This is a genomic window from Variovorax sp. GW822-FHT04E09 (assembly GCF_058800845.1).
Map to the genome: position 1 here is coordinate 215,774 of NZ_JBXAMR010000002.1, position 22,478 is coordinate 238,251.

Here is a 22,478-nt window from a genome sequence, read left to right on the forward strand (position 1 = left end):
TCCTTGGGAATGGGTCGCGCAGGCCCCGCGCCTCTGGGCGCGTCCCCGTTGCTACACGGGGAGGGACTGCGTCTCCATGCTAGGAAACAGCGGCCATCGATTCCGTCAACCAGCCGACAGATTCGCCGACACCGGCTCGGGGAATACCCTCTGGCTCAGCCGGAGGCGGGCTGCATGCCGACCGGCGAGGGCGCGTTGTCGTTCCGTGGTCGCGCGCACCCTCGACGGGGTGCTTTCATGCGCCCAGCTTGCGCGCGATCAGGTCCTTCATGACCTCGCTCGTGCCGCCGTAGATGCGCTGCACGCGCGCGTCGGCATGCATGCGTGCGATCGGGTACTCGACCATGCAGCCGCAGTCGCCGAACAGCTGCAGGCATTCGTCCAGGGTCTTGCCCTGCTGCGTGTAGGGCTAGGCCGCCAATGCCACCGAATGCTGCTGCCAGTCCCCACGCTCCAGCAAGGCGGTCATCGTGGAGACCGGTGCGTGCTCGCGCACGGCCGGAATGACCTCGTCCGCCTCGTCCGGCGATCCGACCAGCACCGCGCCGACAAGCCGGCCCTCGGCGACCACCAGCTTGCGATAGATGCCCTGCGCAGGCTCGGACTGCGTCAACTCGAATTCGCCGGGCCGCGCGGCGTGCACGGAGCCCGCGGAGCGGACGTCGATGCCCGAGACCTTCAGCGCGGTCACCGGCACATGGCCGCGATAGACGCGCTTGCCGCCCAGCGCATTGACGGCCGCGATTTCTCCCTGCTCGGCAGCCACGGCCCACAGGGGGATCGAGTGGCCCTCGAACTCGGCCACATCGCCCGCGGCATAGACATGGGGGGCACTGGTGCGCATCTGTGCGTCGACGATGATGCCGCGGCCGAGCGCCAGGCCGGCGGACTGCGCGATGTCGACGTTGGCGCGCACGCCGGTGCACACCACGACCACGTCGGCGGGAAGCTGGCGTCCGTCCTTGAGCACGAGCCGCGCCACGCGGCCCTCGTTGCCCGGCTCCAGCCGCGCGGCGTCGGCACCGGTCATGACATGGATGCCCTGGGTTGCGAGGTGCGCTTCCAGCAAGGCGCTGGCCGGGGTGTCGATCTGCCGGTCCAGGATCTGGCCGCTGTTCGACAGCACCTGGACCTGCGCCCCGAGCTGCGCCAGCGCCTGCGCCGCTTCCAGGCCGAGCAAGCCGGCGCCCAGCACGACCGCGCAGGTGCCGTGGAAGCGCTGCATGTAGTCGCGGATCGCCATCGCGTCGTCGGCATCGCGCAGCACAAAGCTGCCTTCGATGCCGTAGCCGTCGATCGGCGGGACCCATGCCGAGCTGCCCGAGCACAGGATGAGCCTGTCGTAGCCCAGCGTCTCCCGGGTCGCCAGCGTGAGCTCGCGACGCTGCGTGTCGACGCCCGACACATGCGTGTTGAGCCACGCGGTGACACGGTGTTCGGCATACCACTGCTCGGGCAGCAGGTGCAGGCCCTGGACACCCGTCGGCATGCTGATCAGCTTGGCGATGGCCATCCGGTTGTAGGCGTTGTGGTTCTCGCGGCCGATGAGATGGATCTCGCAGTCGGGGTGGCGGCGCCGCACATGGTCGGCCGCGGTCAGGCCGGCCACGCCGTTGCCCACGATCACGACACGGCGGATCGACGCATCGAAGGGCACGACTTCGGGCTTGCGTGTGTCGCGCGCCGCCGGGGTCGCCTCCCGCTTCAGGTCGATGCGGATGGGCCCGGCATTGCGGATGCGCGCCATGCAGGCCAGGCGCGTGCCGTCGGCGCAGCCGAGCCGGGCCAGCGTCGCCCGTTCGTCGCTGCCGATGGGGGCGAGCCGTTCGCCGCCCGCCACGACGGCGATCGGGTCGGCGCCGCACACGCCGGAACGACAGCCGGCGTTGATGGGGGCGCCGCAGTCCTCGAGCGCCTCGAGCAGGGTCTGGCCCTTGCGGATGGGGGTCTTCATGCCGGTGGGGTCGATGCAGAGTTCGGCAGGCTGCGTGGACGCATCCGCCGGTGCGGCCGCAGCGGCCTCGTTCTCCGGCGGGGCCGCAACCGGCGCCTTGCGCGCGGCGTCGTTCGGGCCGCGGTGCAGCCGCATCGTCTCGATGACGATCGGCGCCAGCCGGGAACCGTCCCGGACACCCTTGCGCAGTTCACGGCGAAGGAACAGGCGCTCGACATGCAGCGACCGCGCGATCCACGTCAGGCTCGCGATGATCGTCAGGCCGCGCAGCGTGGCGACGACTTCGGGGGCGATGGCCATGCCGCTCAGGCTGCTCAAGGTGCTGACGACCAGCGGGGCGGTGAACCAGTAGTACAGCGAGAACGCGGCCGCCGCGAAGAGCACCGGCGACAGGTTGCGCGTCTTGCTGCCCAGCAATTCGATCAGGTTGAAGAGCGTCAGGCTGGCCGCCATGTAGACCAGCATCTGCATGACCGTGGAGACCGGGCCGATCTCGGCGGGCGAAGGCACGAGGTAGTAGCCGAGGATCAGGCCCGGAAAGACGCCCGCGAAGAAGCTGCGGAAGTTGCGGTACGCCGGGTTCGGGTCGTACTGGTCGGCCAGGTAGGCCGCGCCGGGGTTGAGGTCGTAGCAGTTCTTGGCGCAGCCCACGCACGGTTCGCAATGCGTGTTGGCGATGCGGATGAACGGCGTCTGGCCGTACAGCCGCTGCACCGGCAGCAGGGGGCAGATGCTGCTGCACCAGCCGCTCTTGCCCTTGAACAGCAAGCCGCCGATGAGCGCCGCCCCCATGGCTGCCGCCAGCAGGCCGGCGGTGGCCATGCCGTTGCCGTTGAACAGCAGCTTGCGCGCGACGACCGCGCAGATCAGCAGGCCGATGCCGATCGGAAATGCCGCGCCCTGCGACAGGCGGCGGCTCGTGAGTGCGCGCGTGATGCCGAGCCTGCGGGGGATCTGGTTGATGGCGGCCAACGGGCAGACGTTGCGCCACAGCCCGGGTGCCAGCATGAACACGAGCGGGAGCGACGGCACGATCAGCCCCCAGAACAAGGGCATCGCGATGGCGGGCCGCAGCGCCAGCATGACGGCCAGGGCCAGGGCCGAGGCGATGCTCACCACGCGCAGCGCGCGCCACACCGCTTTCGGCACGATGGTCGGCAGCTGCATGAAATTGGCGAAAACGAGAGCGGGAGAGGGCTTGAACATGGTTCGGTGGTACCTGCGTGAGAAGGTGTCGCCATTCATGCCCCGGGGGGACGCTGCGACAGTGGTGGCGCCATCGGTGAGTGATGGGGCTCTGCGAGTGGTGCGATTCTGGCCAGTCGCACGTCTTAAGGTTGCTATCTTGTGTGCGGCACGCTTACGAGTCTGAAGACGATGGGCTCAGGTATTCAGGCGGTAGCCGACCCCGCGAATCGTGCGGATGATCTGCCGCCCGAGCTTGCGCCGCACGTTGGACAGGTGCACTTCCAGGGCGTTGCTCGTGGGGGCGCCGTGGATCCCCTGCACCAGCAATTCCACCTGGGCCTTGGGGACCGTGTGATCGAAGCGCAGCGCCAGCGCCTCCACCAGGTTCCATTCCCGCTCGGTCAGCGCGACAGGCATGCCGCAGCGGACCGTCGTCCGGCTGCCCAGGTCGAACTCGACGTCGCCGCACCGCACGCGCGGCGTTGCCAGGCCCGCGGCCCGGCAACGCAGTGCCCGCACCCGCTCGGCCACCAGCTCGGGGCGGCACGGCATCACCACGAAGTCGTCCGCGCCTGCGTCGAGGACCTCGGCCTGCGCGGTCGGGCCGGGCGCTCCCACCATCAGCATCAGGACCGGCGTGGTGATGTGCTGCACCCGCAACAACCGGACCCAGTCGAGTCCCGATCCGTCGGGCAACTGCGAGCTGACGAGCAGCACGTCGTAGGACTCGTTCTCCAGCACGTCGATGTCGCCGAGCCGCTCGACGCTGTCGATCAGGAACCCGTTCTTGCGCAAGTGCGTGAACAGGCCGTCGTCAACCCGCGCGCGATCCTGAAGCAGAAGCAGTCGCATGGCGTCACCTGCATGTTCAGCGCCGTCATGGCCGCGAGCAGTCGCTGGTGCTGTCGGTACGTGCCATGGCATGCCTCGTCATTGGCGAGCCGGCGTTCTCCTGGACACGGAGACGGGCGCCGCGCTGTCGACCGGGGTGCGGCCGTGGGTTGCAAGCGCGGCATCGATGGCGTTCAGGTCCTCGGGCACCAGCGTGCCGTTGGCCTGCCGCAGCTTGAGATTGCCGAGCAGCACCGAATAGCGCGCCACCGCCAGGTCGCGCTTGGTCTGGAAGAGCTGGCTCTGCGCGTTGAGCACGTCGATGTTGATGCGCACGCCCACCTGGTAGCCCATGCGATTGGCCTCCAGCGCGATCTGGCTGGAGACCTCGGCGGCTTCGAGCGCCTTCACCTGGCCGGCGGCCGACACCAGCCCCAGGTAGGTGGCGCGGGTGGCCTGCGCGACGCCGCGGCGCGTGGCCTCGAGCAGCGAGCGCGACTGGTCTTCGAGCGCCAGCGTTTCCCTGACGCGGTTCTCGATCGCGTAGCCGGCAAACAAGGGCAGGTTGAGGGAGACGCCCACGGTGAGGGCCTTGACCCGCGAGCGGCCCGGCGTGGTGTTGGTGCCCTGGGGGTTGTTCGTGACGTTGTAGCCCAGGGTCGCATCGAGCGTGGGCAGGTGGCCGGCCTGCGCCTTCTGCACCTCGAGCCCGGCCACGTCCAGGCCCAGGCGGGCCTGCTGGATCGCAGGGTGCCCGGCGTCCGCGTGCGAGGTCCAGACCTCGATGTCGGCGGGCGCGAGCGGAGGCAGCATCACGGGCGCCGCCAGCGGCACGGGCACGCTGCCGGTGCTGCCGACGAGCTGGTCGAGCACGATCTTCTTCACCTGCAGGTCGTTCTCGGCGGCGATCTCCTGCGCGATCACCAGGTCGTAGCGGGCCTGCGCTTCGCGCGCGTCGGTGATGGTGGTGGTGCCGACTTCGAAGTTGCGCTTGGCCGAGGCCAGCTGCTCGGCCACGGCCACCTTCTGCGCGCGCACCAGGGCCAGGCTGTCCTGGCTGGCGAGCACGTCGAAGTAGGCCTGGCTCACGCGCACGATGAGGTCCTGCTCGGCGATGGTGAGCACCATCTGCGCCACCTCGGCCTGCCGCTGGCCCTGCTCGTAGGCGGCCCAGTTGGCGGGGCGGTACAGCGGCTGCGTGGCGTTGATGCCGACGCTCTGGGTGTTGAACCCGCGCGTTGTCGCGCTGCCTTCCGTCGAGAGGTCCTGCCGGGTGTGCGAGGCGCCGGCCGACAGGCCGACGGTGGGCAGGATGCCGGCCCTGGACTGCGCCGCCCGCGCCAGCGTGGCCTCGTACTGGGCCCGCGCGCCCTGGTAGGTGGCGTCGTAGCCGCGCGCCGACGTGTAGATCTCGACCAGGCTCTGGCCATGGACGGGCCACGCGAAGCTCGCTGCGAGCACGGCGCCCCACGCCGGGACGAGACGCTTCCCGGTGGCGGGGGCCCGTGAGCCCTGTCCACCGGGTGGGGGTCGGCGCAGGCGCTGGTTCAGACCGTGCTCCGAGGGTCGGCCTGCAAGATGGCGCCACCCGCGCGGCGAACCGCGGCCGGGCTGCGATCGACATGCAGGATGGCGGCCACGATCTGCTCGGGCGCCGCCAGCGCCGGCGCCATCGACCAGCGGTCATAGACGTCGTTGCCGATGCGCACCATGCCGGTGTGGCGATTGATCTCCTTGTCGACCTTCGGGTCCGGGTCGTAGAAGCCCAGGGCGAAGCGCACGAGGTCGATGTTGCTCCGGCTCCCGGTCAGGAAAAGCCAGCCCGGGTTCACGCTGTGCATCTCGGCGTAGTCGGCCAGGTGCTCCACGGTGTCGATCTCCGGGCGGATGGTGATCGAGTACATGAAGATGTCCCGGCCCACCCGAGAGGCCAGGCGCTCCTGCACGCGCAGGAGGTTGTTGGTCATGAGCGGACAGATGCCTTCGCAGTCCGCGTACATCATGTTGATGGCGACGATCTTTCCACGGACCAGGTCGTCGTAGAAGTTCACCTTCGCCCCGGTGTGGGCCTTCAGTTCGACGTTCGGCATGCGACGCCCCGGGCGTGCAGCCGTTGCCGGCGCCTCGGCGGAGGCGGGCAGGCCGAACGCGTACAAGGACGCGACGCCCAGTCCGGCGATCAAGTGTCTGCGGTGGTTCATGAGAATCTCCTGAAAGTCATCGGCGTTCTTCACACGATGTCGAAGCGAACCATCATTGCGTGGTCCTCGTGGGTGAGGTTGTGGCAGTGCATCAGGTACTTGCCCGAGAAATCGCGGAAGCGCACGAGCACCCTCACGGTCATGAGTTCGCCGACGACGAAGACGTCCTTGCGTCCGCGCTCGTTCACGGGAATGGTCAGGCTCACGCCGTTGACGCTCTTGCTGAGAATCCGTCCTTCTTCGAAGTGCACGTGGATCGGGTGCTGCCAGCCGTTGTCGGGATTGATGAACTCCCAGATCTCGGCGGTGCCCCGGGTGATCCTGGCTCTGGCCGTGAGCGAATCGAAGAACAGCCCGTTGACGTTCCACATGCCGCTGTTGCGCGCGAACACCCAGGTGCGAACCGGCAGGGCCGCGAGTTCACTGGCACTGGGCAGGTCGCGCAGCGGGCGCAGCACGCTCGGCACCACGCTCAGGTCGGGCGTCGGGGGCTGGCGATCGACGATGAACTTGAGCACGCGCGTGCCCGGCGACTGCACCACGCCGGGTTTGCGGGTGTCGACCTGCGTGAGCTGGTTGACGAGGTACAGCGTGGTGTTCAGCGGGAATCGCGAGAAGTCCACCACGATGTCCGCGCGCTCGGCCGGGGCGATCCGCACCCTCAGCTGGTTCAGGATCGGTGCCGGCAGCAGGTTGCCGTCGCTGGCGATCTGCGTGTACGGGTACACGATGGTGCCGCCCGTGTTCTGCAGCACGAACTCGTAGAAGCGCGACGGCCCGACGTTCAGCAGCCGCAGCCGGTACTTGCGGCGTGCGACGCGCAGCACCGGCTCGATCTTGCCGTTGACCACGATCTTGTCGCCCAGCACACCCTCGGGGTTGAGCTCGTCGAAGGTCAGCCGGCCGCCCGAGTCGAACCGCTTGTCCGAGAAGCTCAGGGGGTAGTCGTACGCGCCGCTGGGCAGCCGCAGCCCCGTGGTCTCGTCGCCGGTGTCGAGCGCGTCGAAGACCATGTAGCGCCCGAACATGCCCTTGAGCACGTTCGGTGCCGTCACGCCTTCCGTGTGGTCGTGATAGAAGAGCGAGCCCAGGGCTTCGCGCGAATCGCCGAGGCCGCCGAACTCGTCGAAGCCGGCGTAGAGGTTGGGGTAGAAGTGGTCGTTGAAGGTCCCCGGCGCGGTCAGCGTCACGCCGCCCTGGACGGCGCTGTAGAAGTCGCTCGCGTAGCCGTCGCTCTCCGACGGCGTGTGCATGTTGTGCAGGTGCGTGCTGATCTCGGGCGAGCCGAATCCCGTGTGGTTCTGCGGCAGCTGGTTGCGGATGCGGCAGATGACCGACTGCCCGTAGCGCGCGTGGATCGTGGGGCCCGGCGTGGTCACCCCTGGCGTGTTGCCTTCGTAGCCCCAGATGGGCTGCGGGGGGTAGTAGGGGTTGTTGCCGTTGAACAGCCAGGCCGGGTTCTCCTTGGCCGTCAGCTGGTACAGCAGCGGCGTGCCGGCCTTGCCGGGCACGGTCAGTTCCGCGTAGCGCTGGTGCGGTGCACGACCGCACTCGCCGCCCGCGATGTTCGCGTTGAGGGTCGGGGCCGGGGTCAGCGTGGCCAGCGGTGTGAGCGGCGTGACCTGGTTGGGCAGGTCCTCGACCCACGGTGTCGTCGGCGGGCTGGGCGGCAGGGGCGTGGGTTGTGCGCGGGTCTTGCCCGGTGTCAGGACCAGGGGGGCGGCCGTGGCTGCCAGCGAGGCCTTCAGGAACGTGCGTCTCTTGCTGTGGGCGACAGGCGTCACGGGGTCGTGGTGATTGGAATCCTTGCGCATGATGTATTCCCCTCGTTGACAGAGAACAGCCCCGCTACATCTGCCGTCCCGATCGGCGGATGGTGGAGGTGATGGGCTCGATGACGTACTGCAGCGCGGTCTGCGAGACGCCCGCGATGTAGACCTCGGCGGGCATGCCCGCCTGGAGCTTGAAGTCGCCGATGGCCCTGAGCGACTCGGCGTCGGCCAGGATCATCACGCTGTAGTAGGGCAGGTTGGTCTGGCGCTCGATCAGCCGGTCGCCGGCGACATAGGTCACCTTGCCGGTGACCATCGAGGTGTTGCGGTACTTGAAGGCGGTGAACTTCACCCGCGCGCGCTGGTTGAGGTGCACGTTGCTGATGTCTTCCGGACGGATGCGCGCCTCGATCATCAGCTGGGCGTCGCTGGGCACGATGTCCGCGATCGCCTCCCCGGGCCCGACCACCGCGCCGGGCGAGGTGAACTTCAGGTCGATCACTTCGCCGCTGGCCGGGGCCACGACGACCTGCCGCTGCGCCGCGTCGTTCGACTTGCGCTGCTCCTGCTCGATCTCGCCCAGGCGCTGCGTGGTGGCCTTGAGCTGGTCGCTCGCGGCCTTCACGTAGTCGTTGCGGATCGACTGGATCTTCAGGTCGATCTCCACCAGGCGCTGGGCGGCGCGCGCCAGTTCCGTGCGCCGCTCTTCGAGCTTGGCCGCGTACTCCATCACCACCGACTCGAGCTGGGAGATCCGGCTCGACGAAATGAAGCCTTCCTGGATCAGCCCGCGGTTGGCCTCCAGGTCCTGGCGCTGCAGGACGAGCGAGTTCTGCGCCTGCGCGATCTGCGCGTGCACGGCGACGATTTCCTGCTGCACGCGATCGCGCTGCGTTCTCATGAGCGAGGCCGCGCTGTCCAGCGAATGGCGCTGGGCCTGGAACAGCGCCGTCTCCTTGAGCAGGGCCTGGCCGATGCGATCGTCCTGCCGGGCCGCGCGCAGCAGGTCTTCGGGGAAGGCGAGCGTTTTCGCGACGGACTGCTCGGCCTCCAGGCGCACCAGCATGGCACGCTCCAGATGGACGCGGTAGCTCAGGCGGTTGCGGTCGGCGTCCACGCGCACGTCGCCCAGGACCAGGATCGGATCGCCGGCGTTCACATGCTGGCCGTCGCGCACCATGACTTCGCGCACGGTGCCGCCTTCCAGGTGCTGCACCGGACGGCGGTTGAGGTCCACCTTGACGAACGCGGGGGCCACCACCGCCATCGAGAGCGGGGCGAGGCCCATCCACAGGCCCAGGGGCAGGATCGCGCCGAGGATGACCCAGCATCCGCTTCGCGCGAGGCGTCGTGCGTGCTCCCGGCTGCTGCGTGGGGCTGCAACGGGAGGCATCGGGAGTGTGGCGGTGCTCATGGTGCGGGGTCCTTGTTCGCAACGGCGGCGCGACGCTCAGGCGGCCTTCTGGTCCACGATCGCCTGGGCCTGGCGCTGCATGTCGCGCATCACCTCGCTCGCCGGGCCGAACTGCTGGATGCGGCCCGCGGCGAGCACCAGGATCTTGTCCACGTGGGCGATCAGCGACGGGCGATGGGTGACGACGACCGAGGTCACGCCCGCCTGGCGCAGGCCGCTCATCGCCTGGGCGAGTGCGACTTCTCCCGCGCCGTCCAGGTTGGAGTTCGGCTCGTCCAGGATCACCAGCTGCGGGTTGCCGTACAGCGCGCGGGCGAGCGCGATGCGCTGGCGCTGGCCCGGAGACAACCGCGAGCCGTGTTCGCCCACCGGCGTGTCGTAGCCCTTCGGGAGGGTCAGGATCATGTCGTGCGCATTGGCGCGCACGGCGGCGGCAACCACCGCTTCGGAGTCCACCTTGTCCAGGCGCGCGATGTTGTCCGCCACGCTGCCGTCAAAGAGCTCGACGTCCTGGGGCACGTAGCCGATGTAGGGGCCCAGCTCTTCGCGCGGCCAGTACGACACGTCGGCACCGTCCAGGCGGACCTTGCCGCTGCTGGGGCGCCACACGCCCGTGAGCACGCGCGCGAGGGTCGACTTGCCGGCCGCGCTCGGGCCGACGATGGCCAGGGCCTCGCCCGGCGCCAGCGCGAAGACGATGTTCGAGAGCACCAGGGTCTCCGAGCCGGCCGCGCGGTACGAGATGTTCTCCGCGCTCAGGCGTCCTTCGGGGCGCGGCATGGCGACATGCGGCTCGGTGCGCTCGAAGTCCTTCGACAGTTCCTGCAGGCGCCCGTAGGCCGCCCGCGCCTCGATCAGCGTGCGCCAGCTGCCCACGAGCTGCTCCACCGGCTGCACCGCGCGGCCCAGCAGGATGCTGGTGGCGATCATCACGCCGGCGGAGGCCTGCTGGCTCAGCACCAGGTACGCGCCCAGGGCCAGCATGAGAATCTGGATGGCCTGGCGCGCGGCCTTGGTCCCGGCGGTGAACGCCACGGTGCTGCGGCTGGCGCTGGTCTGCATGGTCGCGATCTGGTCCTGCAGCGCCCGCCAGCGCACCAGCAGGCGCTGTGTCATTCCCAGGGCCTGCAGCACTTCGGCGTTGCGCAAGGAACTCTCGACGTATTGCGCGGCGCGTCGCCCTTCGTTCTGCAGGGTTTCGAGCGACCGGCGGCTGATGCGGTCGTTGAGCCAGGCCAGGCCGAGCATGAGGAGCGCGGAGAACGCCGCGCCCAGGCCGAGCGCGGGGTGGAACATCCAGATCACGAACACGTACACGAACACCCAGGGCGCATCGAACACCGCGATCAGGCCATTGGCGGAAAACACGGCGCGAAGCGCGGCCACGTCGCGGATTCCTTCTGTCCTCACGCCGCTCGGGGCGCGTGCGGCGCGCTCCACGATGGCGTTCACCACCGGTGGGGAGAGTCGCTCGTCCACCATGATGCCCACCACGTTCTGCAGCCGGGTTCGCAGGTAGTCCAGCAGCAGCAGGATGAACAGCGCCACGCCGGTCCCGGCGAGCAGCACCAGCAGCGTTTCATGGCTGCTGGTCGAGATGACCCGGTCGAACACCTGCAGGGTGAAGAACGCGGGCACCAGGAACAGCAGGTTGATGAAGAAGGAGAACGCCGCGATGTACAGCAGCAGCGGTCGCAGTTCCATCCACAGGGTTTTCATGTGCGTCTCCTGTGGTTCTGTGGGGCGTTGCTCAGTTGACCTGCGGGTCCTGGGCCGCGGCCTGCGCCGCGGCTTCCAGCGACTTCACCCGCCGCACCAGCCGGTCGATGGTCACCATCTGCGCCGAGTAGGCGCGCGACAGCTGCTGGGTCGCGTCGCACAGGCCCTGGATGGCGACGCTCAGCTCGTCCTTCTTCGCGTTGACCATGCCGATGCGCGACATGATCAACGTCGCCACCTCGCGCGGGTCGGAGATGGAACGAGGGGCCTGCTGCGGGCTTGCGTTGTTTTTCTCGTCCATGTCGTTCTCCGTGGTCAAGGTCGTTGAAACGTCGGCGGTGCTCATGCCGACAGCACGAAGTCGGCCTGCGTGATGGTGTTCGTTCCCACCCCGTTCACGCCCATCAGCAGGATGCTTTCCAGGCCGTCGAACTCGACCAGCGTGTCGGCGCCCAGGTCGGTGATGGACACGTTGGCGGCAAAGTTGCCGGCGTTGATCCCCATTGCGGAGATGTTCAGCCGGTCCTGCCCGTTGAGCAGGTTCCCACTGGCATCGAAGCCGAGGATCGTGTCGTTGCCGAACCCCGGCGCGAACACGAAGACGTCGTCTCCCGTTCCGCCGTCCATGGTGTCGTTGCCCGTGCCGCCGGTCAGCCGGTCCGCGCCCGCCCCGGTGCTGAGGGTGTCGTTGCCGCCACCGCCATCCACCACGTTCGCGGCATTCAGGAGGGCCACGGGCGCGAAGCTGATGTTGTCGTTGCCCTGGCTGCCGATCACGTTCTCCACCGAGCTCAGCGTGTCGGTGCCGGTCTCGGCACTGGTGGCGGAGGTCGGCGTGACCGTCGCACCGGCCGAGGTGGCGGACAGGTCGTAGGTGTCGTTGCCGATGCCGCCGGCGTAGCTGTCGTTGCCGTCGCCCACCGTGGCGATGAAGGTGTCTGCGCCCGCATCGCCGTCCACCGTGTCGCTGTCCAGCCCGCCGGTGAGCCTGTCGTCGCCTGCCTGGCCGTTGATGGTGTCGTTGCCCGAGCCACCCAGCACGATGTCGTCGCCGGCGCCGGCACTGATGGTGTCGTTGCCGCCCTGGCCGTCGATGAAGTTCGCGCCGCCATTGACGACGATGATGTCGTTGCCCTGGCTGCCGATGATGTTCTCCATCGTGTTGAGCGTGTCGGTGCCGATCTGCGCGCTCGTGGCGAGGTTGACCGTCACCGTCGCGCCGGCCGTGGTGGCCGACAGGTCGTAGGTGTCCACGCCGGCCCCGCCGACATAGCTGTCGTTGCCGTCGCCGATCGTCGCGACGAAGCGGTCGTCGCCGCCGCCGCCGTTCAGCGCGTTGGCACCGGTGTTGCCGGTCAGCGTGTCGTTGCCGGCGCCACCGGTCACGTTCTCGATGTTCGCCACCGATTCGAAGCCCGTGGCCGTGCCGGTGGCCAGGTTCACGGTGACGGCCGTGGTCGTGGCACCGTAGCTCAGGGTATCGACGCCGCCCTGGAGGTCGGCCGTGACCGCCTCGACGTCGGTGACGGTGCCGCCCGCCAGGGACGCGATCGCCGTTCCCGTCAGCACCACCGCGAGCGTCTGGCCCAGCGCCGTGCCGGCGATGGTCAGCCGGTCGTTGGCACCCGCGCCGCCGTTGATCGTGTCGGCGCCGTCGCCGACGAGGTAGTGGAAGAGGTCGTCTCCCGCGCCGCCGCTGACCGTGTCGTTGCCGGCGCCGCCGGTGAGCGTGTCGTTGCCCTCGCCACCGGTCACGGTGTCGTTGCCGCCGCCGGCGTCGATGACGTCGTTGCCGCCCTGGCCGTCGATCACGTTCGCGCCGCCATTGACGACGATGCTGTCAGCGCCCTGGCTGCCGATGAAGTTCTCGATGGAGGACAGCGCATCGGTGCCCGTCTGCGCGCCCGTGGCGGTCGTCGGGGTGATCGTCACGCCTGCGGAGATCGCGGACAGGTCCAGCGTATCGGTGCCGCCGCCGCCGGTGTAGCTGTCGTTGCCGTCGTTCACCGTCGCGACGAAGCGGTCGTTGCCGCCGCCGCCGTTGAGCACGTTGGCCAGCGCATTGCCCACGAGCACGTCGGCGCCATCGCCTGTCGTCACGTTCTCGATGCCGGCGATCGAGGTGAAGCCCGAGGCCGTTCCGGCCGTGAGGTTCACCGAGATGGCCGCGGCGCTCGTGTAGGTCAGCGTGTCGACGCCGGCCAGCAGGTCGGCTGTGACCGACTCGACATTGCTCACCGTGCCGCCGGCCACCACCGTGAGCGCGGTGCCGTTGTAGCTCACCGCCAGCGCGTCGGCCGCCGCCGTTCCGATGACGTTCAGGGTGTCCAGCCCCGCGCCGCCGTCGACGGTGTCCGTGCCTTCGCCCATCGTGTAGTTGATGGTGTCGTTGCCGGCGCCGCCGGCGATGCTGTCGCTGCCCGCGCCGCCGTCGATGAGGTCGTCCTGGCCGAGGCCGTTGATGGCGTCCGCGCCGCCGCCGCCGAAGATCACGTCCTGGCCTTCAGTGCCCGTGAGGACCTGGGCCGCGTTGTTGGCCGCGATGAAGTCGCCCGTGACCACGGTGGCCGCGGAGCGCACCGTCTCGAGCGCGCCCGCATCGTCCGTGAAGCTCACCGTCAGGCGCAGTTCGCGGTTGACCTGGTCGGCGCCCGGCGTGAAGGTCGCCAGGGTGGCGCCCGCGATGGGCGTGAACCCGGCGCCGCCGCCGCCGACGCCCGTGTTGACGGCCTGTTCCCACTGGTAGCTGAAGACGGCGCCCGTCAGCCCGTCCACGTCGCTGATGCCGAGGGTCGATGCCGTCAGCAGCTGGCCTTCGGTCGGCGTGGTGTCGCTGATCGTCGGCTGCCCGGTGGCCGCGGCGTTGAGGGCCAGCGGCGCGGTCGTGGCGGAGTACACGTTCTCCAGCACGTCGTTGGCATCCTTGTAGACCGCCCGCACGCGCAGCGCCAGGCCGAGCTCGAAGGTCCGCGGCGTGAAGCTCGTGCCCGTGGCCCGCGCCACTTCGCCGCCGGCGTTCTCGATCAGGATGTCTTCGAAGATGCCGGGGCGGACCTCGGCCTGCCAGAAGTAGGCGATGGGGCCGGTGATCGCACCGTCGGGGTTGGTCGCGCTGACGTTGTCCGGATCGGTCACGCCCAGGGCCGACACGGTGAGGGTCGCGCCCAGGGTGGGCGTGGTGTCGCTGAGGGTCAGCTGGCCTTCGGGATCGAGGTTGAAGCCTTCTTCCGCAATGAATGCCGCGCCATCGGAGAACTGCAGGCGTTCGATGTTGCGCACCACGTCGATGCCGTCGGCGCCGGCCACGCCGTCCACCACATGGCTGATGCGCCAGACATCGTTTTCGAGGAAGGTGATCTCGTAGTTGCCGAAGACGTCCGAGAAGACGGCCGTGTCGAAGTCCGGCGCATCCGACATCAGGATCTCGCGGGCAATGGTGAGTTGACCCGGGTTGTAGGTGCCGTCGAAGACGCGCCCCTGCAGCTCGAGGTCGGTCATGGTGTCATAGCTCGCGATCTCGGCGCCCGTTCCGTCGGCGTTCTCCCGCACGCTGATGCGCACGTTCAGCCAGGCATCGCCGTCGATGATGTCGTTGCCGCCGCGGCCCTCCAGCAGGTCGCTGCCGCCGCCGCCCAGGATGATGTTGCCGGCGAACGAAGTCACCGGTCCGTCCATCTCCATGCCGACACCGAGCACCTGGTCCAGGAGGCCCTGCAGTCCGTCGATGAGTTCGATGTGGGTCAGCACGCTGCCCGTGGTGCCCGACAGCGCCATCGCGGCCGCATCGTTGTCGTCGCCGCGCAGGACGTCGGCGTGCGCAGAGCCCGACATGCCCTCGACCGAAGTGAACCGCGCCAGCACGGTCGCGTTCGAGATCGGCACGGGCGTTTCGTCGAAGGCACGAAGGAACAGGTCGGCCGTGACGCCGAAGGCATCGTCCTTGAACCCGGCCCAGTCGAAGCCGGAGCCGCCTTCGTAGCGGTCCACCTGGCCGCCGTTGCCGAACATGATGTCGTCGCCGCCTTCGCCGTCCATCCGGTCGGAGATCGAGTTGCCGATGAAGACGTCGTGGCCCACCACCTGGTCGCGGGCGAAGGCGTCGAAGTTCTCGCCGGCGCTGCCGTCGGCCATGCCTTTCTCGATCCAGTCGTCGCCTTCGTTGCCGAACACGAACTCGTTGCCGCGGGCGCCGAGGATGAAGTCGTTGCCCGTGCCGCCGAACGCCTCGGACGGGTCTTCGCCGGTGACGATGAAGTCGTTGCCGTGGCCGCCCAGGATCAGGTTGATGCCGTTGCCGCCGTGGATGGCGTCGTTGCCGTCGCCGCCCTGCATGTTGTCGTCGCCACCCAGGTCCGTCATGATGTCGTCGCCGGCCCCGCCGAAGACGAAGTCGTTGCCATCCCCGCCTTCGAGCCGGTCATTGCCGGCGTCGCCCCACAGCGTGTCGTCGCCGATGCTGGAAATGATGGTGTCGTTGCCTGCGGTACCGCCCAGAACGACGTGGTCCTCGCCGCTGTACTGCAGGTAGTTCGGATCGGCCGCTTCGGTACCGGGGTTGTTGCGCAGCACCAGTGGCGTCAGGCTGCCCTCGGCCGTCGGATCGTCGCGCCCGTCGAGCCCCAGGCCCGTGAACTGCCGGGACGGGTCCACCTCCAGCGTGAACCCCGGCGTCGTGAAGATGTCGCCGGGCAGGTGCTCGACATCGGTGTTGGCCATCACCAGCCGGGCGAAGGAGTTGTTCTCCAGCTCGGTGAGGAAGTTCAGGCCCTGCGTGCGCTCCAGGTAGTAGAAGCGGTCGCCGTCCTGCAGCTTCTCCATCTGCTCCTCGAAGACGAAATTGAAGGTCGAACCCAGCAGGCCGCCGAACGGCATCTGCTTTTCGGCCAGGCCGCCGATCCACAGGTCGATGTCGTCGACGCCGGTGGTCGTGATGCCGGCCTCGTCCGCGTAGGCATTGCGTCCGTACAGGAAGTCGAGCCGATCCTCCGGCGCACCGATGCCGCCGTAGACCAGCGCCACCGCCGCCGCGCGCTTCTCGATCAGGGTGTCGGCGGCGGCCAGGCTGGCGTGCACGCCGTAGGCCGCAATGAAGTTGACCACCGAGGCCTCATGCTTGATGTGCTGCATGAAGTCGACCCAGTTCGCGTAGGGCTTGAGCTGGCTGTCGCCGGTCACGCTGTAGAAGTCGCGCCGCGCGGCGTTGAGTGTCGGCACGCCGGTGTCGCGCCCGCGCACGATGTTGATCGTCGCCAGGTCGAGCGGCAGGCCGAGCAGGTTGTTGCGCAGGGCCTCGGTCACGAACTCGTCGATCTCGTTGCCCTGTTGCCGCGTGAGGCCGCGCGCGAGCGCGCCGGCCGCTTCATCCGCCGTGATGCCGCTGGCTGCGAACGCGAGCGGATTGAGGAAGGCCTCGATCAGCCCGAGCTGCTGCGTGGGGTCGGCCGTGCCGCCGATCACGTTGAAGTCGACGTCGAAGCGGTCCACCGTCTCCGTCAGCATCGAGTGGCCGAAGCGGTACACGGTGTGGGCGAACTCGGCGACGATCGACGGATCGATCTCGGTGTCGTAGACCTGGGTGGCGGCAAAGAAGATGTCGATCTGCGGCTGCACCTTGCGCGCGAATTCCTCGAACACGAGGTGCTGGTACTGCATCTCGGTGCCGAAGCGGGCCGCCTGGAACAGGCGCTCGCCGTCCCACGAGCCATCGGGCAGGTGCCATTCGGCAATGAAGGCCGCGTCGCCCGACGCCATGATCACTGCCTTGGTGTGTTCGACCAGCCGGTTGTGCTCGGCGTGGAACACATGGTGAATGCTGGTCAGCGCGATGTTTTCGTTGACCCGGCCGTCGCCGGCGATGTAGTGCGCATCGAGCAGTTCGTCGTCGTAGAAGCCCGCGGCCGGTGTGCCGCCGATCTGGTCGTCGGCATCGGCCGTCAGCGCGACGCCCTGGCTGTTCACCGGGTTGGCAGTGTGGGCGATGTCGGCCAGGAACACGTGGCCCGTGCGCACGGCCAGGCTTGCATCGATCGGCGCGCCCGGCGAGCCCGAGGCCAGCGTGCCGCCGGCCTGCAGCACGATCTGCGCGAAGCCGGTCACCGGGTCGGGAATGAAGTTGCCGTACTCGTCGGCCGCCAGCAGCGGCAGGTTGAGCGCGTCGGCATTGTCCAGCGCGATGCCCAGCAGGTCGCGTGCCTGCGCCTTGACCACCGCCCAGGTGGCCATGCCGCCGAGTTCGATGTCGTCGCCGGTGCCGAAGATGCCGTCGGCACCGAGGTCGCGGTTGGTGATCAGCCGCCCGGTGGCGACCGGCTTGCCTTCGGCGTTGAGCTCGTAGGCGCGCAGGAAGACCTGGTGCGAGGGGTGCGACGTGTAGGTCTGGTTCTGGTCGATGAAAGGCGTCGTGAGGTTCGTGGCCTCGTGCGTGGTGTCGTCCGCGGTGCCCATGACGCCGTCGGCGCCGGGTCCGGCAACCTGGGTGGCGCGCGTCAGCACCAGGAAGTTGCTGTTGCTGCCCGACACATAGAGCGGATCGTCAGGCTGCAGCGGGACGAAGATGGTGCCGTTGCCGCCCTTGGCCACGAGGTCCAGGCCGTGGTCGAAGAACTGGCCGAAGAAGGTCATGAAGGCGTTGAACGGCGCCGACAGGCCTTCGTCCGGCGCGGTGTTCGGAATGACCAGCAGGGTGCCGACGGGAATCGCCACGCCGTCCAGGTCGTACAGCACACCGTCCACCAGCGTGCCCAGGCCCGCGTCGACGAACGCGCTCACCGCCGCCGGGTTGTTGCTCGTCATGTCGACGATCAGGTTGCTGATGATGCGCGGGTCGGCGTCCACCACATTGCCGCTGGGGCCGTAGTCCGTGTTGGTGAGCGTGCCCCCCGGGCCGAGGTTGATGCTGTCACCGTCCTGGTCGTTGCGGAACACCGGATCGACCAGGCGCGGGAACACCTGGTCCGCGGCGCCAAAGCCGGACTGGCCCTGCACCAGGTTGTTGTAGGAGCCGTCCACCGTGCGAAGGCCGAGCGGCGCGCGCGCGTTGTCCAGGATGTCGGTCAGCGCCTCGCCGTTCGCGTGCCGCTCCGAGATCTTGATCTGCTCCAGGATGAACTGCAGGTCGGACTGCAGGAAGCGCACGCCCGCGCTGTCGACCAGCGCGGAGGAGGGCGGGGGCGCCGGCGGCACGACGGCCGCCACGCCGGTGACCGCCGCGGTGGGCGTGGAGTACACGGTTTCCAGCACGCCGTCGGCATCGCGGTAGACGGCCCGCACCCGGATGGCCAGGCCGTCGAAGGGTGCGGTGACCCGGAAGGTCGTGCCGTTCACCGTGGCGGGCTGGCCGCCGCCCAGGTCGATGATGTCGCGGAACACGCCCGGCGCGCGCGTCGGGTCGGCCTCGTACTGCCACGTGTAGCTGATCGGCCCGGTGACGGTGCCGCCAGGATTGTCCGCATCGGTGAGGGCGGCCGACACGCTCAGGAGCTGGTTGATCTGCGGCGTGTCGTCGCTGATCGTGACCGAGCCGCCCGGTGCGTTGTTGCTGCCGGACAGCAGCTGGACGGCGTCGGAGAACTGCAGCCGCTCGATGTTGCGCAGGATGTCGGTGCCGTCGGTGCCGACGTTGTCGGTGACGGTGGTGCGGCCGTCGGCGCCGGTGGTGACGGTGTAGTTGGCGCGCAGCCCGGAGAACATCGCGGTGTCGTAGTCGGCGCTGTCGGACATCAGGATCTCGCGCACGATGCTGAGCTGGCCCGGGTTGATCTCGCCCGAGAGCATGCGCGGCACCAGCTCCTTCAGGCTGTCGACGCTGGTGAGGCCGGGCACGCCCGAGACGGCGATGCGTACGTTGAGCCAGGCGTCGCCGTCGATGATGTCGTTGCCGCCGCGGCCCTCGATGAGGTCGCTGCCGTCGCCGCCCAGGATGATGTTGCCCTCGCCGAACGAGGTCATGCCCGCGGGCAGCAGGCTTTGCAGGCCGTCGATGAGCGCGATGTTGGTGAGCACGCTGCCGGTCCAGCCGGCCTGCAGGATCTCGACGGCGTCGGCGTCGTCGCCGCGCAGGAAGTCGGCGAAAGCCGATCCCGACAGGCCTTCGGTGAAGGCGAAGCGGTCCATCATCGCGGCGTTCGAGTTGACCACCGGGGGCACCACGAAGTCGTTGACGATCATGTCGGCGGTCACGCCGTACTTGTCGAACTTGTAGCTGGCCCAGTCGAAGCCGGAGCCGCCGTCGAAGTGGTCTTCGCCGTCGGAGCCGGTGAAGATGTCGTCGCCGCCTTCGCCGATCAGCTCGTCGAAACCGCCGCCGGAGATCAGGACGTCGTTGCCGATGACGCTGTCTTGCACGAGCGGGTCGAAGCTGTCGCCCGTGGTGCCGTCCTGGGTTCCCAGCTCGATCCAGTCGTGGCCCTCGTTGCCGAATGTCGGCAGGTTGCCCTTGCTGCCCAGGACGAAGTCGTTGCCCTGGCCGGCAAAGACTTCGGAGACGTCCTCGCCGGTGATGATGAAGTCGCTGCCGTCCCCGCCGATGATCAGGTTCGCGCCGTTGCCGCCGTGGATGACGTCGTTGCCCTCGTTGCCCTTGAGCACGTCGTCGCCGCCGCGGTCCGTGATGATGTCGTCGCCCGCGCCGCCCTCGACCTGGTCGTTGCCGTCGCCGGACTCGATGCGGTCGTTGCCGCCGTCGCCGTAGATGGTGTCGTCGCCGATGCTGGCGATCAGGGTGTCGTTGCCGGCGGTGCCGCCGAGCACGACGTGTTCGTCGCCCGTGTAGCGCAGGTAGGTGGTCTCCACGGCCGCGGTCGTGGGATCGTCACGGATCACCAGCGGGGTGAGTTCGGTGCCGCCCTCGGTCGGGTCGCCGTGACCGTCCACGCCGATGCCGGTGAACTGGCGCAGCGGGTCGACTTCGAGGATCAGGCCCGGGGTCGAGAAGATGTCGGCCGGCAGGTGCGTCGCGTCGGTGTTGAGCATCACCAGCTTGGCGAAGGTGTTGTTCTCCAGTTCGGTGAGGAAGTTGAGGCCGGCCAGACGGGAGAGGTAATAGAAGCGGTCGCCGTTCTGCAGCGCCTCCATCTGCGACTCGAAGACGAAGTTGAAGGTCGAGCCCAGCAGGCCGCCGAAGGGCATTTGCTCTTCGGCCAGGCCGCCGATCCACAGGTCGATGTCGTCCACGCCCGTGGTGGTGACACCGCCGACCATCGCGTAGATGCCCGTGCTGTTCAGGAAGGCGAGCCTGTCGGCTTCGTCTGCAACGAAGCTGCGCTCCGCGGCCGTGCCGGCGTTGAGAACCACGGTGCCGCCGAAGACGAGTGCGGCCGCCACGGCCCGCTTCTCGGCCATCGTGTCGACGTCCGCGGCGGTCAGCGCGCCATGCGTGCCGTACGCCGCAATGAAGTTGATGACGGAGGCCTCGTGCTTGAGGTGCTGCGTGAGGTCGACCCAGCTCGTATAGGGCTTGAGCTGCGGGTCCGCGGTCGAGGTGTAGAACTCCCGGCGCGCTTCGTTGAGCGTGGGAATGCCGGTATCCCGGCCGCGTGCGATGTTGATGGCGGCGAGGTCCAGCGGCAGACCCAGGAGCTGGTTGCGCACTGCGTCGGTGACGAACTCGTCGATCTCGTTGCCCACCTGCCGGGTCATGCCGCGCACGATGGCGCCGGCCGCCTGCTCCGGTGTCAGTGCGCCGTCGTTGTTGAACCCGATCGGGTTGAGGAAGGCATCGACCAGCGCGAGATCGCTCGACAGGAAATTGGGGTCCAGCCGGTCCACGGTCTCGGTCAGCATCGTGTGCCCGACGCGGAACACCGCGTGTGCGAACTCGGCGACGATCGCCGGGTTGATCGTCGTCTGGTAGTTGGTTTCGGCCAGGAACTCGTCGACGGCCGGCTGCATCTTGCGCGCGAACTCTTCGAACACCAGGTGCTGGTACTGCATCTCCGTCGCGAAGCGCGCGGCCTGGAAGATGCGCTCGCCGTTCCATGAGCCGTCGGGCAGCTGCCATGAGGCGATGAACGCAGCGTCGCCCGTGGCCAGGACGGTGGCCTTGATCTCTTCGGCCTGCCGGTTGTGCTCGGAGTGGAAGACGTGGTGGACGGAGGTCAGGGCGATGTTCTCGTTGCCGCGGCCGTCGCCGGTGATGAAGTGGCGGTCCAGCAGCTCGTTGTCATAGGTGCCGGGTTCCGAGAGGCCGACGGCCGAGTCGCTGTCGGGCGCCAGCACGCCGCCCACGAACACGGGCGCCGCGGCATGCGCGATGTCGTTCAGGAAAGCATGGCCGGTGCGAACGCCCACGCTGGCATCGATGGGCGCGCCGGGCGTGCCCGAGGCGAGCCCGTTGCCGTCCGGGTCCAGCGGCCCGCCGACGTCGGCGGCGCGCAGCACGATCTGCGCGAAGCCGGTCACGGGATCGGGGATGAACTTGCCGAACTGGTCCGTCGCCAGCAGGGGCAGGTCCAGCACGTCGGCGTCGTCGAGCTGGATGCCGAGCATCAGCGCCTGCGCCTTGACCTGGGCCCAGTTGGCAAGACCGCCGTCGGCGCCATCGAGCAGGCTGCCCGTGGCCACCGGACGGCCGTTGGCGTCGAGCACGTACTCGCGCAGGAACACCTGGTGCGAGGGATGCGAGGTATAGGTCTGGTTCTGATCGACGAAGGGCGTGGTCTGGTTGGTCTGGTCGCCGTTCGCATCGCGCGTGGCGCGCGACAGGATCATGAAATTGGGGGCGCCGGGGGCCGTACTGAACAGCGGATCGTCCGGCTGCAGCGGCATGAAGATCATCTCGGTGCTGCTCTTGTTGACCAGGTCGAGGCCGTGGTCGAAGAACTGGCCGAAGAAGGTGAACCATGAATTGAAGGGCGCCGACAGGCCTTCGTCGGGGCTGGTGTTCGGAATCTCCAGCAGCGTGCCGGGGGGAATGACGACGCCCTGGAGGTCGTACAGGACGCCGGCTGCGTCGAGCGTTCCGAGGCCCGCGGCCACGAAGGCGCTCACCGCCGCGGGGTTGTTGCTGGTCATGTCGGCGACCAGGTTGCTGATCAGCCGCGGGTCGGCATCGACCACGTTCCCGGCGCTGCCGTAGTCCGTGTTGGTGATCCCTGCGAAGGCGTCGTCCTGCTCGTTGCTGTAGGTCTGCGGCACCAGCTGCGGAAACGGGTTGTCTGCGGCACCGAACTCGCTCTGGCCCGGCATCAGGTTGTTGTACGACCCGTCGACCGTCCTGAGGCCGAAGGGCGCAAAGGCGTTCGGGACCAGGCTGGCGGGGTCCGCTCCCGCTGCTTGTGCTTCCGCAATGAGAATTTGTTGAAGAATGAATTCGAGATCGGACCTGATCAGCGTGGCCATTTCTATTCTCCTCAAGACGAACGACTTTCAATGCAGCCCCGGTCCCGCCTACATGGCGAAAA

Annotated in this window: 9 protein-coding genes and 1 pseudogene; all 10 read right to left on the reverse strand. The window is 68.4% G+C overall.

Going from position 1 to position 22,478, the window contains the following annotated elements:
* Nucleotides 1–235: 235 nt before the first annotated feature.
* Nucleotides 236–400: pseudogene (locus AC1RL8_RS08430) on the reverse strand (acyl-CoA dehydrogenase family protein); the annotation flags it as partial.
* 9 nt (nt 401–409) lie between these two features.
* On the reverse strand, nt 410–3,121 hold the full coding sequence (locus AC1RL8_RS08435) for an FAD-dependent oxidoreductase (RefSeq protein WP_492685029.1): 2,712 nt from the start codon (nt 3,119–3,121) through the stop codon (nt 410–412).
* A gap of 216 nt (nt 3,122–3,337) precedes the next feature.
* On the reverse strand, nt 3,338–3,994 hold the full coding sequence (locus tag AC1RL8_RS08440) for a winged helix-turn-helix domain-containing protein (protein WP_369632028.1): 657 nt from the start codon (nt 3,992–3,994) through the stop codon (nt 3,338–3,340).
* A 78-nt stretch (nt 3,995–4,072) separates the two neighbouring features.
* Complete coding sequence (locus AC1RL8_RS08445) at nt 4,073–5,434, reverse strand: TolC family outer membrane protein (protein WP_095744453.1); 1,362 nt, start codon at nt 5,432–5,434, stop codon at nt 4,073–4,075.
* Between the two features lie 86 nt (nt 5,435–5,520).
* Nucleotides 5,521–6,174 (reverse strand): SCO family protein, encoded by a 654-nt coding sequence (locus tag AC1RL8_RS08450; RefSeq protein WP_492685030.1) that lies wholly within the window; start codon nt 6,172–6,174, stop codon nt 5,521–5,523.
* A gap of 29 nt (nt 6,175–6,203) precedes the next feature.
* On the reverse strand, nt 6,204–7,988 hold the full coding sequence (locus tag AC1RL8_RS08455; protein WP_492685031.1) for a multicopper oxidase family protein: 1,785 nt from the start codon (nt 7,986–7,988) through the stop codon (nt 6,204–6,206).
* Between the two features lie 34 nt (nt 7,989–8,022).
* The gene (locus AC1RL8_RS08460) at nt 8,023–9,360 is read right to left on the reverse strand and encodes an HlyD family type I secretion periplasmic adaptor subunit (RefSeq protein ID WP_070059823.1); all 1,338 of its coding nucleotides are present in this window, start codon (nt 9,358–9,360) and stop codon (nt 8,023–8,025) included.
* Between the two features lie 36 nt (nt 9,361–9,396).
* Nucleotides 9,397–11,079 (reverse strand): type I secretion system permease/ATPase, encoded by a 1,683-nt coding sequence (locus tag AC1RL8_RS08465; protein ID WP_095744455.1) that lies wholly within the window; start codon nt 11,077–11,079, stop codon nt 9,397–9,399.
* 31 nt (nt 11,080–11,110) lie between these two features.
* Nucleotides 11,111–11,380, reverse strand: a complete 270-nt coding sequence (locus AC1RL8_RS08470) for a hypothetical protein (RefSeq protein WP_143599160.1) — start codon at nt 11,378–11,380, stop codon at nt 11,111–11,113.
* A 41-nt stretch (nt 11,381–11,421) separates the two neighbouring features.
* Nucleotides 11,422–22,416 (reverse strand): peroxidase family protein, encoded by a 10,995-nt coding sequence (locus AC1RL8_RS08475; RefSeq protein WP_492685032.1) that lies wholly within the window; start codon nt 22,414–22,416, stop codon nt 11,422–11,424.
* Nucleotides 22,417–22,478 lie beyond the last annotated feature (62 nt).

What these genes read in the sequence shown, in the direction of transcription:
- AC1RL8_RS08435 (WP_492685029.1), bottom strand. Translation starts at nt 3,121, where the DNA reads ATGCAGCTGCCGACCATCGTGCCGAAAGCGGTGTGGCGCGCGCTGCGC.
- AC1RL8_RS08440 (WP_369632028.1), bottom strand. Translation starts at nt 3,994, where the DNA reads ATGCGACTGCTTCTGCTTCAGGATCGCGCGCGGGTTGACGACGGCCTG.
- AC1RL8_RS08450 (WP_492685030.1), bottom strand. Translation starts at nt 6,174, where the DNA reads ATGAACCACCGCAGACACTTGATCGCCGGACTGGGCGTCGCGTCCTTG.
- AC1RL8_RS08455 (WP_492685031.1), bottom strand. Translation starts at nt 7,988, where the DNA reads ATGCGCAAGGATTCCAATCACCACGACCCCGTGACGCCTGTCGCCCAC.
- AC1RL8_RS08460 (WP_070059823.1), bottom strand. Translation starts at nt 9,360, where the DNA reads ATGAGCACCGCCACACTCCCGATGCCTCCCGTTGCAGCCCCACGCAGC.
- AC1RL8_RS08465 (WP_095744455.1), bottom strand. Translation starts at nt 11,079, where the DNA reads ATGAAAACCCTGTGGATGGAACTGCGACCGCTGCTGCTGTACATCGCG.
- AC1RL8_RS08470 (WP_143599160.1), bottom strand. Translation starts at nt 11,380, where the DNA reads ATGGACGAGAAAAACAACGCAAGCCCGCAGCAGGCCCCTCGTTCCATC.
- AC1RL8_RS08475 (WP_492685032.1), bottom strand. Translation starts at nt 22,416, where the DNA reads ATGGCCACGCTGATCAGGTCCGATCTCGAATTCATTCTTCAACAAATT.